At 73.1% G+C, this 13,584-nt stretch carries 11 protein-coding genes; 8 read left to right on the forward strand and 3 right to left on the reverse strand.

The features are described from left to right. Positions 1–2: 2 nt before the first annotated feature. Both ACZ4D5_RS19145 and ACZ4D5_RS19150 read right to left on the reverse strand, forming a co-directional pair. Complete coding sequence (locus ACZ4D5_RS19145) at positions 3–1,619, reverse strand: N-acyl-D-amino-acid deacylase family protein (RefSeq protein ID WP_467773518.1); 1,617 nt, start codon at positions 1,617–1,619, stop codon at positions 3–5. Between the two features lie 121 nt (positions 1,620–1,740). Then, positions 1,741–3,081: an amino acid deaminase gene (locus tag ACZ4D5_RS19150; protein ID WP_467773519.1), complete on the reverse strand. Its 1,341-nt coding sequence runs from the start codon at positions 3,079–3,081 to the stop codon at positions 1,741–1,743. Positions 3,082–3,263: 182 nt separating this feature from the next. Between ACZ4D5_RS19150 and ACZ4D5_RS19155 the strand changes: the two genes are divergently transcribed. The 8 genes from ACZ4D5_RS19155 (at position 3,264) to ACZ4D5_RS19190 (ending at position 11,478) form a co-directional block, all read left to right on the forward strand. Then, positions 3,264–4,343: a sugar kinase gene (locus ACZ4D5_RS19155; protein WP_467773599.1), complete on the forward strand. Its 1,080-nt coding sequence runs from the start codon at positions 3,264–3,266 to the stop codon at positions 4,341–4,343. Next, positions 4,340–5,116, forward strand: coding sequence for an IclR family transcriptional regulator (locus tag ACZ4D5_RS19160; protein WP_467773520.1), 777 nt, complete (start codon positions 4,340–4,342; stop codon positions 5,114–5,116). The genes ACZ4D5_RS19155 and ACZ4D5_RS19160 overlap by 4 nt, the downstream gene beginning before the upstream one ends. 7 nt (positions 5,117–5,123) lie before the next feature. After that, a complete protein-coding gene (locus ACZ4D5_RS19165) occupies positions 5,124–5,534 on the forward strand; it encodes a RidA family protein (protein ID WP_362331803.1) in 411 nt (136 codons plus the stop codon). 126 nt (positions 5,535–5,660) lie between these two features. Then, positions 5,661–7,148 (forward strand): GntP family permease, encoded by a 1,488-nt coding sequence (locus ACZ4D5_RS19170; protein ID WP_467773521.1) that lies wholly within the window; start codon positions 5,661–5,663, stop codon positions 7,146–7,148. 172 nt (positions 7,149–7,320) lie between these two features. Beyond that, a complete protein-coding gene (locus ACZ4D5_RS19175) occupies positions 7,321–8,880 on the forward strand; it encodes an alpha/beta hydrolase (RefSeq protein ID WP_467773522.1) in 1,560 nt (519 codons plus the stop codon). Between the two features lie 149 nt (positions 8,881–9,029). Then, a complete protein-coding gene (locus ACZ4D5_RS19180) occupies positions 9,030–10,157 on the forward strand; it encodes a macro domain-containing protein (RefSeq protein ID WP_467773523.1) in 1,128 nt (375 codons plus the stop codon). Continuing rightward, entirely contained in the window at positions 10,154–10,822 is a 669-nt protein-coding gene (locus ACZ4D5_RS19185) for a hypothetical protein (RefSeq protein WP_467773524.1), read from the forward strand. The genes ACZ4D5_RS19180 and ACZ4D5_RS19185 overlap by 4 nt, the downstream gene beginning before the upstream one ends. 2 nt (positions 10,823–10,824) lie before the next feature. After that, positions 10,825–11,478: an RES family NAD+ phosphorylase gene (locus ACZ4D5_RS19190; RefSeq protein WP_467773525.1), complete on the forward strand. Its 654-nt coding sequence runs from the start codon at positions 10,825–10,827 to the stop codon at positions 11,476–11,478. Positions 11,479–11,492: 14 nt separating this feature from the next. Here ACZ4D5_RS19190 and ACZ4D5_RS19195 read toward each other — a convergent pair whose 3' ends face one another. Then, positions 11,493–13,505: a caspase family protein gene (locus ACZ4D5_RS19195; RefSeq protein WP_467773526.1), complete on the reverse strand. Its 2,013-nt coding sequence runs from the start codon at positions 13,503–13,505 to the stop codon at positions 11,493–11,495. Positions 13,506–13,584 lie beyond the last annotated feature (79 nt).

Raw genomic sequence — 13,584 nt, forward strand, 5'->3', positions numbered from 1 at the left:
TCTCAGGGAGTCCGGCGTACGGCGCGTCCCGCGAGGACGTCCGTGCGCCGGCCGTCCCGCATCACGAACCGGCCGTCGATCAGGACGTGCGGGATGCCGGTGGGCAGGGTGCGGGGCGCCTCGAACGTCGACCCGGCCGCGACCGTCTCCGGGTCGAAGAGGACGAGGTCGGCGCGGTAGCCCTCGCGGACGACGCCGCGGTCGGGCAGGCGCAGCCGGGCGGCGGGGCGCGAGGTGAGGTGCGCGACGGTCTCCTCCAGGGACAGCACGCCCAACTCCCGTGCGTAGCGCCCCAGATACTGCGGGAACGTGCCGTACGCGCGCGGGTGCGGCTTGAAGCCCTGCAGGATGCCGTCGCTGCCGCCGGTGTGCACGCGGTGGCGCATGATCGCCTGGACGTTCTCCTCGTGGCCGACGTGCTGGAGGATCGTCGAGCCGAGGCTGTCGTTGATGAGCAGGCGCCGTGCGGTGACCCAGGGGGCCTCGCCGCGCATCTCGGCGGACTGGGCGATGGTCTTGCCGACGCAGGAGGCGAGCCCGGGGTCGCTGACTCCCGAGATCTCGATGGTGTCCCACTCGATGGGTACGCCGTGACAGCCGTCGGCGCCGATGACCTCCATGTGGTGGCGGATCTTCTCGGCGGTTTCGTCGTCCTTGAGGCGGGCGAGGACGGCGTCCGGGCCCCCTTCGCCCGCCCAACTGGGCAGCATGGCGACGAGGGTGGTGCAGCCGGGGGTGTAGGGGTAGGTGTCGAGGCTGATGTCGGCGCCGTGTTCGAGCGCCTCGTCGAGGAGGGCGAGCAGGTCCGGCGCCTTCCCCTTGTTCACGCCGAAGTTCATGGTGGCGTGGGCGAGGTGGAGGGGGCAGTGCGCGGTGCGGGTGAGGTTCACCATCTCCTCGTACGCCTGGAGGGCGCCGGCGCCGTAGCTGCGGTGGTGGGGGCAGTAGTAGCCGTTGTACTGCGCCACCACCTTGCAGAGCTCGGTCAGTTCGGAGTCGTCGGCGTACATGCCGGGGGTGTAGGTGAGGCCCGAGGACATGCCGACGGCGCCTTCCCGCATGCCCTCGGCGACCAGCTGCTTCATGCGGGCCAGCTCGGCGGGGGTGGCGGGGCGGTCGTCCCAGCCGAGGGCGTACATGCGGACGGTGCCCTGGGGGATGAGGTAGGCGGCGTTCACGGCGATGCCGTGGCCGCCGTGGGCGGTGTCGAGGGCGTCGAGATAGCCGCCGACGGTGCGCCAGGTGAAATCGATGTCGCCGCCGTCGCCGTTCCAGCCGGTGATGGCCTGGCGGACCTGGGCGAGGGTGCGGTCGTCGACGGGGGCGTAGGAGAGACCGTCCTGGCCGATGACTTCCAGGGTGACGCCCTGGGCGGCCTTCGCGCAGTGGTCGGGGTCGCGGAGGAGGGCGAGGTCGCTGTGGGCGTGCATGTCGATGAAGCCGGGGGCCAGGGCCAGGCCCTCGGCGTTCAGGGTGGTCTGCCCCGTCGGGCGGGGGCCTGAGGCTTCGCCCTCCCGATGGATCGTGGTGATCCTGCCCTCGTGTACGCCGACGTCGGCGCGGTAGGAGGCACCTCCGGTGCCGTCTATGACGCGTGCGTCCCGGATCACCAGGTCCATGGGGTACCTCTCTGGTTCGCTCGGCTGCGGGCCGGTTGTGGTTTGTTTTTCCGCGGGGGTCGTTCACCGTCGGCGGTGAACGGGTGGGTGTGCGAGGGGCGGTCCCCCTGCCCCCCCCCGCTCAGAAGAACGTGCGGATGTAGTCCGTGACCGTTCCGTCCGCCTCGACCAGCGGGATCAGCTGCCACTTGTCGAACGCCGTGCACGGGTGCGAAAGACCCATGCCCAGCCAGTCACCCACCGCGAGATCCGTCCCCGAGGACGTCCGCACCCACCCGTGCTGGTCGGAGAGGCCCGAGACCGTCACCCCCGAAGCGGGCCGCTCGACCCCGTCCCGGCGGACGACCTGCGCCTCGGGCAGGTCGAGGTCGTACGCCGCGTCCCGCTTCCCCGCGTTCGTGAACGCCTGCTCCGGAGAAGGGCGCGAGACCACCTGCGCCCAGAGTCGGAAGGCGGGCTCAAGGGCGCCCTCCTCCGGCACGCGGTTGAACGGCGTCAGATGCCGGTAGTGGCCGTCGTCGTGAGAGACGTACGCACCCGAACGCAGCAACTTCAGGACCGGCGAGGACAGTTCGGGGATCTCCGCGAACACCGAGGCCACCGCGTCGAACCACGCGCTGCCGCCCGCGCTCACCACGACCTCCGGCAGATCCGCGAACCGCCCCGCCTTGTCGAACTCGACGAGCAGGGCGACCAGGCGGCGCAGCCACCGCGCCACCCGCTCCGGCGAAGCCTCCGGCACCTCGCCCTCGTACCCGGCGACGCCCACGAGCCGCAGCGTGTCCGCGCCCGCGACGGCGTCCGCGATCTCGAAGCACTCCGCCTCGGTCCGCGCCCCGGTCCGCGCGCCCTCGCCCGCGGCGAGCTCCACCACCACGTCCACCGGGCGGCTCGCGCCCGCCTCGCTGAGCGCGGCGTGCATCAGGTCGACGCCGCGTACGGAGTCGACGTAGCAGACGAAGCGGAAGGAGGGGTCGGCGTCCAGCTCGCCCGCGAGCCACCGCAGCGCCGCCGCGTCGACGAGTTCGTTGGCGAGGAAGATCCGCCCCACCCCGAACGCCCGCGCCACGCGCACCTGGTGGGGCACCGCGAGCGTGATCCCCCATGCCCCGCGCTCCAGTTGACGGGCGAACAGCTGCGGGGCCATCGACGTCTTGCCGTGCGGCGCGAAGGCGAGGCCGTGCCGCTGCGCGTACGTCTCCATGAGCGCGAGGTTGTGCTCGAGGCGCTCCGCGGAGAGCGCGAGGACCGGGGTGGTGAAGCCGCCCGTGAAGAGGTTCCTGCGCTGTGCGGCGAGTTCGCCGACGGTCAGCCCCTCGGCGTCCGGCGGCAGGCCCTTGAAGCGGTGGTCGACGCGCTCGTCCGCGAGTGCGGCCAGCGGATCGGCGGGGCCGTCGGGGCGGGCGGGAACAGCAGGATCGGCAGGACCGGCGGGACGTTCGACGGCGTTGTCGGCGGCCATGGGCGCCTCCTCCAGGAGTGCGTTGCAGCATGTGCAACAGTCATTGCGTATGTCGCTTACTGCTGTCTAACATCCGAGCCAACGCCGGGTCAACGGATCCGGAGAGTCGGTTGAGGGGCTGGAAGATCGTGACCGGACAGGCAGCCGCACGGGTGGCCGCAGGGGCGACCGCACAGGCAGCAGTGGACGTCGTGGCGCTCGGCGAGTCCATGGTCACCTTCCGGCCCGCACGGCCGGGCCGCCTCGCCGACGTGCCCTCCTTCGACCGCGGGATCGGCGGCGCCGAGTCGAACGTGGCCTGCGCGCTCGCCGCCGCCGGGCACTCCGCCCGCTGGGTCAGCCGCGTCGGCGCCGACGGCTTCGGCGACCACCTCGTCGAGACCATCGCGCGCTACGGAGTGGACACCTCCGCCGTGGGCCGCGACCCGCACCGCCCCACCGGCATCTACTTCCGCACCGCCGACGACCGCGACACCGACGCCCACGAGGTCGTCTACTACCGCGCCGGCTCCGCCGCCTCCGCCATGTCGCCGGGCTCCGTCGACGAGGACGCCCTCACCTCGGGCCGCATCCTGCACCTGTCGGGCATCACGCCCGCGCTCTCCGCCGACTGCCTGGAGCTCGTACGCCACCTCTGCGCCCGCCGCGCCGACCGCGGGCCGCTCGTCTCCTTCGACGTCAACCACCGCCCCGGCCTGTGGAAGGGCGCGGCCGCGGGACCCGACGTCCTGCTCGACCTCGCCCGCGGCGCCGACCTCGTCTTCGTCGGCGAGGACGAGGCCGCGGGTGCCTGGGGCGTGACCGGCGGCCCCGACGCCGTCCGCGCCGCGCTGCCCGAGCCCGCGACGCTCGTCGTCAAGCAGGGCAGCCGCGGCGCCACCGTCTTCGAGCACGGCGCCGACCCCGTCTTCGAGGCCGCCCCGCGCGTCGACGTCGTCGCGCCCGTCGGCGCCGGTGACGCCTTCGCCGCCGGGTTCCTCTCCGCCACCCTGCGCGGCCTGCCCGCCGCGCACCGCCTGCGGCACGGCCACCTGATGGCCGCCGCCGCGCTCACCGTCCCCGGTGACCTCGCCACCCCGCCCGCCCGTCACCCGGCCACCGCCCCTCAGGGAGCCGCTTTGCGGCGCCCCTCCTGGACGGCACGCGCCGACCGCCTCGCCGCCCTGGACGCCGCCGCCTGGGAGACACTTCGTCTCGGCCCCGGCTGGACGGAACGCGTCCCGGAGGACACCGAGGCCGATGAGGAGGTACGTACCCCATGAGTCAGACCGTCGACCGCGCGCTCTCGATCCTGCCGCTGCTCGCCGAGGGCCCCGCCGACCTGGGACAGGTCGCCGACCGGCTCGGCGTCCACAAGTCCACCGCGCTCCGGCTCCTGCGCACCCTCCTCGAACACGGCCTGGTCTTCCGCCAGTCCGACCAGCGCTACCGCCTCGGCGCCCGGCTCTTCGCGCTCGCCCAGGAGGCCGTCGAGAACCTCGACGTACGCGAGATCGCCCATCCCCACCTCCTCGCCCTCAACGAGAAGTGCGGCCACACGGTCCACCTCGCCGTCTACGAGGAGCAGGAGGTCGTCTACATCGACAAGGTCGAGAGCCGCTACCCGGTGCGGATGTACTCGCGCATCGGCAAGCCGGTGGCCATCACGGTCGCCGCCGTGGCGAAGCTGCTGCTCTCCGACTTCCCGGAAGCCGAGCGCCGCGCCATCGCGGAGAAGCTCGACTACCCCACCTACACGTCCCGTTCGACGCCCAACGCCGCAGCCTTCCTAAAGGAGCTGGCGGCCGTGCGCGAACAGGGCTGGGCCACCGACCTCGGTGGCCACGAGGAGTCCATCAACTGCATCGGGGCCCCCATCCGCGGTGCGGACGGCCGTGTCGTCGCCGCCATGTCGGTCTCCGCGCCGAACGTCGTCGTCACGGCCGAGGAACTCCTCACCCTGCTCCCGCTGGTCCGCCGCACGGCGGACGCCATCAGCAGGGAGTACTCGGGAGCAGTGCCCGACGAAAAAACCGCCCCTCTCAAGGAAGCCTGATCAGCCCATGACCGACAAGATCGCTCTCACCCCGGCCACCCACACCACCCCGCCCGCGAAGTTCTCCCACGGCGTGAAGAAGGGCAACATCCTTCAGGTCGCGGGTCAGGTCGGCTTCCTCCCGGCGGAAGAGGGCAAGGCCCCCACCCCGGCCGGCCCCACCCTGCGCGAGCAGACCCTGCAGACCTTCGCCAACGTCAAGGCGATCCTCGAAGAGGGCGGCGCCACCTGGGACGACGTGATGATGATGCGCGTCTACCTCACGGACGTGGACCACTTCGCCGAGATGAACCAGATCTACAACGAGTACTTCGAGGAGCAGGGCCTGAAGGCCCCGGCCTCCGCCCGCACCACCGTGTACGTGGGCCTGCCCAAGGGCCTCCTCATCGAGATCGACGCGCTCGCCGTCCTGAGCTGACGCCGCCCGTCCCCTGATCTCCCCTCCGCAAGCCGTACGTCGTCACGGCGCGGCGCCTCTCCCGCACGAGGCGCCGCGCCGCGATCCCCCCTGCCCCGAAAGCCCCATGCACTTACGAGGTCAAAGATGTCCCCGTCCCCCTTCGCGGCGCTCGCGGCCGCCCCCGCACCGGAGCCACCCCACACCGGCGGAATCCTCACCCTGATCGACGGCACGGCGGGCCTGCTGACCGTCGCCGCGCTCGGCATCGTCCTTCTCCTCTTCCTGATCATCAAGGTCAGGCTGCAGCCCTTCGTGGCGCTGCTCGCGGTCTCCATAGCCGTCGGCCTCGCGGCCGGCCTCTCCGTCACCGAGCTCTTCGGCACGGTCCAGAAGTCCGACGCCGTCTCGGTCATCGAATCCGGCATGGGCGGCATCCTCGGCCATGTGGCGATCATCATCGGCCTCGGCACGATGCTCGGCGCGATCCTCGAAGTGTCGGGCGGCGCCGAGGTGTTGGCCTCGCGCCTGCTGGGTCTCTTCGGTGAGAAGCGCGCCCCGCTCGCGATGGGTCTGACGGGTCTGATCTTCGGCATCCCCGTCTTCTTCGACGTCGGCATCTTCGTCCTGGCGCCGATCGTGTACGCCGCGGCCAAGCGCTCCGGCAAGTCGATCCTCCTCTACTGCCTGCCCCTCCTCGCGGGCCTGTCGATGACCCACGCGTTCCTGCCCCCGCACCCCGGGCCGGTGGCCGCGGCGGGCCTCCTGAAGGTGGACCTCGGCTGGGTCATCCTCATGGGCATCGTCTGCGGCATCCCGGCGGTCCTCGCGGCCTGGGCCTTCTCGGCCTGGATCGGCAAGCGCATCTTCGTCCCCGTCCCGCAGGACATGGTCGAGGCCGCGGACGAGGCGAAGGCGGCGGTCGTCGCCGAGCAGCGCGCGGCAGGCGTGACGCCGCAGGAGAAGCCGGTGCCGCTGGGCATCGTCTTCACCATCATCGGCACCCCGCTGCTCCTGATCCTCCTCGCCACGTTCTCCTCGATCGCCTTCGACCCCTCGACGTTCCGCTCGGTCATCGAGTTCTTCGGCAGCCCCTTCGTGGCCCTGACGATCGCCCTCCTCATGGCCTACTACCTGCTCGGCATCCGGCGCGGCTGGTCCCGCAAGTCCCTTGAGACGGTCTCGACTTCGTCCCTCAAGCCGGTCGGCAACATCCTCCTGGTCGTCGGCGCGGGCGGGATCTTCGGCGCGGTCCTCAAGGCGAGCGGCGTCGCCACGGCCATCTCGGACACCTTCCAGGACGTGGGCCTCCCCATCATCGTCCTCGCCTACCTGCTCTCCCTGATCCTGCGGGTGGCCCAGGGCTCGGCGACGGTGGCGATCGTCACGACGGCGGGCATCGTGGCCCCCCTCCTCTCCGAGGGCGACCACTCCCAGGCCTTCGTGGCCCTGGTCATCATGGCCATCTCGGCGGGCTCCATCTTCGCCTCGCACGTCAACGACGGCGGCTTCTGGATGGTCGCGAAGTACTTCGGCATCAGCGAGCGGGACACGCTGAAGACGTGGACGGTCCTGGAGTCGGTGCTGTCGGTGGCCGGGTTCGCGGTGGCGGCGGTGGTGAGCCTGTTCGTGTAGGGGTTCTGCCTCGCGTACGTGGATGGGGGCACCCGGCAGCGCATGCCGGGTGCCCCCATCGGTGCGTACGGCCGTGGGACGGCGGCGGCCGTTGGTGGGGGTTGCCCCCCGTCAGGAGTGGGGGGACAGCCGTAGTGAGTGGGGGCAGCTGTTCCGCTTAGCGTCTGACGGTATGAGACATACACGGAGCATCCCGGCCGCGGGACTCGCCCTCGCCGCCTGCCTCGGCGCGGCCCCCGCCGCGACGGCGACCCCCGACGTGTCGAAGTCCGGGGCCGGACTCGCCCGTTACCACGACCAGAGCCTGGCCTGGGGCGGCTGCTCCAAGGGCCCGGACGACACCATGGGCCGCGACCTGGACAAGGCGGGCGTCCAGTGCGCGGACGTCACCGTGCCGCTCGACTACTCCAAGCCCCGGGGCCGCACGATCACCGTCGCGATATCCCGGCTCAAGGCCACCGACACCCGCCACCGCATCGGCTCGATCCTGCTCAACAACGGCGGCCCCGGCAACGGCGCCGTGCAGTCCCCGCCGGAGTTCCACGCGTGGATGAGGAAGACGGGGCCGCGGTACGACATCGTCGGCTTCGACCCGCGCTTCGTCGGCCGCAGCACCCCGCTGGACTGCGGCTGGAACGTCGGCACCAATCTCTTCTCGGCCGGTCTGGGCCGGGCGAGCTTCGAGCGCCAGGTGGACCTCCACAAGGACCTGGCCGCCAAGTGCCGTGCCACCAACGCCGACGTGCTGCCGCACGTGAGCACCCGCAACACGGCCCGCGACATGGACGTCATCCGCGGCGCGCTCGGCGAGAAGAAGATCTCCTACTTCGGCTACTCGTACGGCACTTACCTCGGCACCGTGTACACCCAGATGTTCCCCGGCCGCACCGACCGCATGGTCCTGGACGGCGCCATCGACCCGCGCAAGTTCGGCCCCCGGCTGCTGCGGGAAGCCGTCGGCGAGAACGAGCGGGCGCTCGCCGACTGGGCGGCCTGGGCCGCCGCCCGCGACGACACCTACCACCTCGGCCGCACCCGCGACCAGGTCCTCGCCACCGTCGACCGCGTCATCAAGCGGTCCGCACGCGGCCCGCTGACCGTCGGCACCGCCCCGGACACCTTCCGACTCGACGACACCCAGGTCCCGTTCGTCCTCCTCGCGGGGCTCGACAGCGACACCGACACCTCGCGGGCGTCCCTCGGCGAGCAGGTGTCCGTGCTGGCGAGGGCCGCGGCCGGACAGCCGCCGACCGCGCTCTCGCCGCAGTTCGCCGGGCTTCTGCGGCTCGCGACGACCGGCGAGCAGTCCAACATGGGCAGTGCGCAGACCGCGGTCATCTGCGGGGACGTGGCCGCCCCGCGCGACCCCGAGGTCTACTGGCGGGACATCCGGCGCAGCCGCGCCGCGTACCCCCGCTTCGGCGCGGTGAACAACAACATCGGCCCGTGCGCCTTCTGGGACCGGCCCCGCGAGAAGCCCACCCGGGTCGAGCGCGACGCCAAGGCGCTGATCGTGTCCGCCACCGGCGACCCGCGCACCCCGCACAAGGGCGCCGTCGCCCTGCACGGCCTGCTGCCGAGCTCCAGGCTGATCACCGTCGAGGGCGCCAACCGGCACGCGGTCTACGGCCTCTACGAGAACGCCTGCGTCGACAACCAGGTCAACCACTACCTGGCCACCGGCAAGCTGCCCACCGACGACGGGACCTGCCCCGGTCGGTCGCGGCGCTGACGGACCGCCGTTCTTCGCGGGCATCGAAGCCCGACCAGTAACTGCCCTGCGCACGACCCGAGTTCGCCCCGCCCCTCCTGTCCAATGGGAGATGGAGGAAGAGCCGAACGGGCTTGTGATGAGGGGTGGGCGGTGCGATTCTTGCCGCCATGTCAGCCCCTCCTCGTCTGCCCGACTACGGATCGGTACTGGAGGAGGTGAGGAAGGTGCGGCGGGCCGGTGTCGTCAGACTGCGCGAGATAGATACGCCGGAGCTGCGCCGTATCGCCGACGAACTCCACGGCGCGGACGGCGAGTCGTCCGGCGGGGCGGTCGAGAGGCTGCTGCGGACCGCCGTGTTCGGAATCGGGGGAGGCAGCCTCCAGACCGCCGCCGAGTACACCCTGGGCCTGGCCCAGGGAACCCGTGACTGGCCGCCCGCCGACCGCAGGCGACGGGCGGCCCAGGTCTACGGGGTCAGCGTCGAGCGGTTCCGCAAGCATCATGAGGTCATGGTGCTCGGGCAGGTCGCCGAGCAAGTCGTCGCCCTCGCCGGGCGGGTGCCCGCGCACACCGCCGCCACCGTGGCCGCCCCGCTGCCCGCCGCGCACCGCGCGATCCCGCTGTTCCTGCACGGCCGCGCCGTGAACCTGACCGTGCACGTCCACTCCGTGGACCTGCTGCGGGACGTCGACGTCGTCGTCTCGCCCACCAACACGTACTTCGCGCTGCCCGCCGCCTACAAGTCGTCGGTCTCGGCGACCCTGCGGCGGGCCTGCGCCCTCAAGGACCCGGCGGGGGGAGTCGTCGAGGACCACGTCCACGACGAGCTACGGGGGTGGGCCGCCCGGAACGGAACTCCGGGCCGGGCGGCCCTGCCGGGCACCGTCGTCGCCACCTCCTCCGGCGCGCTCGCCGGACAGAGGGTCCGCCGGATCTACCACGTCGCCGTGGCCGTGCCGCGGCCCGAGAGCAACGACTACGACGTCCAGCCCGCCGACGTCACCCGCGGCGTGACCCGCGCCTTCGCGCTGCTCGCCGAGGAGTCCCGCGCCTGGGACCCGCCGCTGACCTCCATCTGCCTGCCCCTGCTCGGCGCCGGCCGCGGCGGACTCCCGCCGCTGGAGAGCTTCGGCGCGCTCTGGACGGCCGTGGAGGCGGAACTCGCCCGCGGCGCCGGGTGGGACGTCCACTTCGTGGTACGCCGCCACGCCCGCGCCGACCTCATCGAGCGACTGCTCGCCGGCCTCACCGACAGGGAAGCTCGGGGGGCACACGCAGACCGGGGGGATCCGTGAATCCGTACGCCGTGCTCGCGGCCGCCGCCGCGCTCTGGGACCGCATCTCCGACCGCATCGACCAGCCGCTGCGCGACCGCCTCGCGGCGCTCATGGGCGTCGTACGGGGCAGGGGCGGCGACGAGGCCACCCGGCGGGACGCCGCCGACCGGGCGGCGGGCCTGCTGCGGGAGCGGCTGCCCGACGAGTTCGGCGCGGGGAGCGAGACGCGGCTCTCCCTGGACGCCGTGCCCGACGCCGAGACCGAGGACGTCGGCTACGGAGGATTTCGCGTCGAGGACCTCGCCGTACTCCTCATCGACGGGCACCGCATGGTCGGCCCCGTGCTCGGCCCGGTCCGCGAACGCCTCCTGGCCGCACCGGCGTTGGACGCGGACACCGTCCTGCGGCACGGCGGCAATCCGTTCGCGCCCGAGCTGATCAGGCTGCCCGGCGTCGGCGGCCTGCCGCGCCTGCCGCGCTTCCAGTTCTCCGAGGACGCGATGCCCTGGCTGATCGTCCTGGAGGTCAACACACTCCTGGCCGCCGACCGCGACCCGTGGGGCGCCGCCGACTGGTGGCTGTCCGACAACGCCTGGCTCGGCACCCCGCCCGCCCGCCTGCTCGGCGCCGGACGCGACCGTCAACTCGTCGACACCGCGCGGTTCTTGATGGAGGGTGAGTAGCCGTGCCCAACTACCGCCCGCCCGACGAGCTGACCGGTACCCCCACCAAGGTCACCCTGGCGCGCGGCACCGTCCTGCACCGCGTGCACTCCGCCCGCCGCGCCGCCGCCGACTTCAACCCCCGCCCCGCGCACTGCCTGTACGGCGGCGGCCGCTTCGACGGCACGGCCTGCGACCCGTACGGCTTCCTCTACGCCGGGCTCAACCCGGAGGCCGCGGTCTGCGAGACGCTGCTGCGCTCGCTGCCGTTCGACCCGGCGGGCGGCCCGCGCCTCGTGCAGCGGGTGAGCGTACGCGGACGGCGGCTGAGCACGCTGCGCCTCACCGCCGACGTGGCCGTCGTGTCGCTGATGACCGCGCAGGACCTGGCAGGCGTCCACCAGGACAGCTGGCTGGTGCAGACCGAGGCGGCCGACTACGCCTACACGCGTGACTGGGCGCACTGGATCCGCGACCACACCGACCCCTGGGCGCAGGGCTTCGTCTGGCCGTCGAAGCGGGAGCCGGGCGACCGTACGGTGCTGCTCTTCGCCGACCGGTGCCCGCGGGGCGCCGTCGAGGCCGTCGAGGGGGACGCGGTGGACTTCGACACGGACGAGGGCGAGCAGTGGCTGAACTCGGTCCTGCAGCCGTACCACGCGCGGCTCGCGCCCTGAGCGCCCCGCTCCCCTCAGCGCCCCGGCCCCCGCGGGACCACCGTCCGCACCGGGATCGTGCGGGTCGTCCAGCGCCCCGGCGAGGCGCCGCCGACCGGCCCCAACTCCCTGACCGTGTGCGGCTGGAGACGCAGGACGCCGTCGCGCTCCATGAACCGGTCCGAGCGGGAGCGCCCCGTGCCGCCGTGCGGATCCCACGCGGGCAGGTGGAACGGCAGCGTGTTGAGCTCCCCCTCCGCCACCACCAGCTTCAGCCAGTCCCGCACCTGCGCGCCCGGCACGGCGGGCCTGCCCCGCGGCAGGGACAGCTGCACCGGCTCGCCGTCCAGGGCGTGGCCCGTGCCGCCGGGCGCGATGAAGTGGCCGGGGTAGAGGACCGGGTCGGCGGCGTAGCTGTCGGTCAGGTCGAGGAGCACGCACCACAGGGAGCGGTCGGGGGAGCGGTTGTGCAGCCGGATGGAGACCAGCGGCGACTCGGGGCCGTCGGGCCCGTGCGCATAGGGGCAGACGATCTCCCCGCTGCCGTCCGGCAGGAGCCGCTCGCCCTCCGGCGCGTCCCACGGCGCGATCTCCACGCGGACCAGGCCGTCCAGCGGCGAGGGCCGTGAGGTCAGACCCCGCAGCTGGTGCCAGCGCGTCAGATGGACGAGGCAGTCGGCGACGCGCGCCGCGTCCGCGGGGCCGGTCAGCGGCAGCGGCTCGACGAAGGGGGTGCCGTCGCGGCGCAGCACATGGGCGGAGGACTCCCGCGTCTCCACGCGGAAGTGCAGCTCCGCGGCCTCCTGGGCGGTGGCCACCACCCGCAGGAGCGGGGAGGCGGCGCTGATGGTGTCGCGCAGCACTCGTGAGGGGGCGGTCAAATCGCCGCGGGCAGCGGCCTGTTCGGCGGCCGTGAGTGGCACAGGCTGTTCGGCGGCTGTGAGCGGCACCGGATGTTCAGTGGCCGTGACCGTCACCGTCGCCGGGGGAGTCGCGAGCGCCGAGAGCGTCACGGGGTAGACACGGCCGGCGGACGGCGCCCAGTCCACGGGGTCGACGAGTGTGCGGTGGGCGTGCACGGTCCTGGCGCGGAGGACGGCCGGGAGCCCCGCCGCCCCGTCCGCCGGCTCCGGAAGCACCGTGAACTCCGTCCCCGACGCGCCCGCGCCGTCCCGCAGCCCGTGCCCGCTGCCGCAGTCCACCTCCCAGCCCTGCGCGCCGTACCGCAGCAGGTACGGGCTCGGCGCGCGCGAGACGGCGCCGCCCAGGAACGGCAGGTCCGCCACGCCGCCGGGCTCCGCCGGGTACAGCACCGGCTGCTGGCGGCCCCCGGAGCGCTGCAGCCGCGCGTCGGCGGCCGCCAGGAGCCTGCGGTACGTCGCGTCGGGGCCCGCCTCGCGCAGGGCGGCGAGCAGCGCGTGGGTGAAGGCGCCGTGCCTGCGGCCGTCGAAGTACCCCTCGTAGGACAGCTGGTTGAGCCTGCTGGCGGCGAGGAGCACATGGCGGGCGGGGCCTTCGGCGACGACCGGGTCACGGGCTTCCGCAGGCCCGTCGGGCTCCGCGAGGTCCCACCCCGCCCCCGGCGGCACGTACCGCGCCGTCAGCTCCGCGTCCCGCGTCGCGCCCCCGGAGAAGCAGCAGTCGAGGACGGCCGCGGTGTGCGTGCCGCGGGCGGCGACCGCGTCGAGCAGGGCGCCCAGGCGCTTGTCGGGCAGCGGCCCGTCCACGCAGACGAGGGCCTGGTTGCGGCCCGTGGCCTCGACGAGCAGGTCCGCGCCCGTCGCCCGCGACTGCGTGCCGTGCCCGGAGAACCAGAGCAGCGCCGTGTCGTCGGGGCCCGCCGCGCCCAGGTGCCGTTCGATCGCGTCCGTGACGGCGGCGGTCGTGGCCTCCTCGTTCAGGAGCAGCCGTACGTCCGCCGTGCCGCCCGTGCGGTCCGCGAGCAGCCGGCCGGCCTCCGCGATGTCGTTGACGCATCCCGTGAGCGGGGGCGCCGTCCGGGCCGGATAGTCGTTGATCCCCACCATGAGCGCGTAGATCTTCGCCATGGCGGGAGTCTGCCAGCGGACGCCGCCGCACGAGCCCGTCCTCACGAACACCACCCCTCCTCACGGACACGGCCCGAAC

The sequence above is a fragment of the Streptomyces sp. NPDC025651 genome, from assembly GCF_055558735.1.

What these genes read in the sequence shown, in the direction of transcription:
- ACZ4D5_RS19195 (WP_467773526.1), bottom strand. Translation starts at nt 13,505, where the DNA reads ATGGCGAAGATCTACGCGCTCATGGTGGGGATCAACGACTATCCGGCC.
- ACZ4D5_RS19175 (WP_467773522.1), top strand. Translation starts at nt 7,321, where the DNA reads ATGAGACATACACGGAGCATCCCGGCCGCGGGACTCGCCCTCGCCGCC.
- ACZ4D5_RS19150 (WP_467773519.1), bottom strand. Translation starts at nt 3,081, where the DNA reads ATGGCCGCCGACAACGCCGTCGAACGTCCCGCCGGTCCTGCCGATCCT.
- ACZ4D5_RS19180 (WP_467773523.1), top strand. Translation starts at nt 9,030, where the DNA reads ATGTCAGCCCCTCCTCGTCTGCCCGACTACGGATCGGTACTGGAGGAG.
- ACZ4D5_RS19160 (WP_467773520.1), top strand. Translation starts at nt 4,340, where the DNA reads ATGAGTCAGACCGTCGACCGCGCGCTCTCGATCCTGCCGCTGCTCGCC.
- ACZ4D5_RS19145 (WP_467773518.1), bottom strand. Translation starts at nt 1,619, where the DNA reads ATGGACCTGGTGATCCGGGACGCACGCGTCATAGACGGCACCGGAGGT.
- ACZ4D5_RS19165 (WP_362331803.1), top strand. Translation starts at nt 5,124, where the DNA reads ATGACCGACAAGATCGCTCTCACCCCGGCCACCCACACCACCCCGCCC.
- ACZ4D5_RS19170 (WP_467773521.1), top strand. Translation starts at nt 5,661, where the DNA reads ATGTCCCCGTCCCCCTTCGCGGCGCTCGCGGCCGCCCCCGCACCGGAG.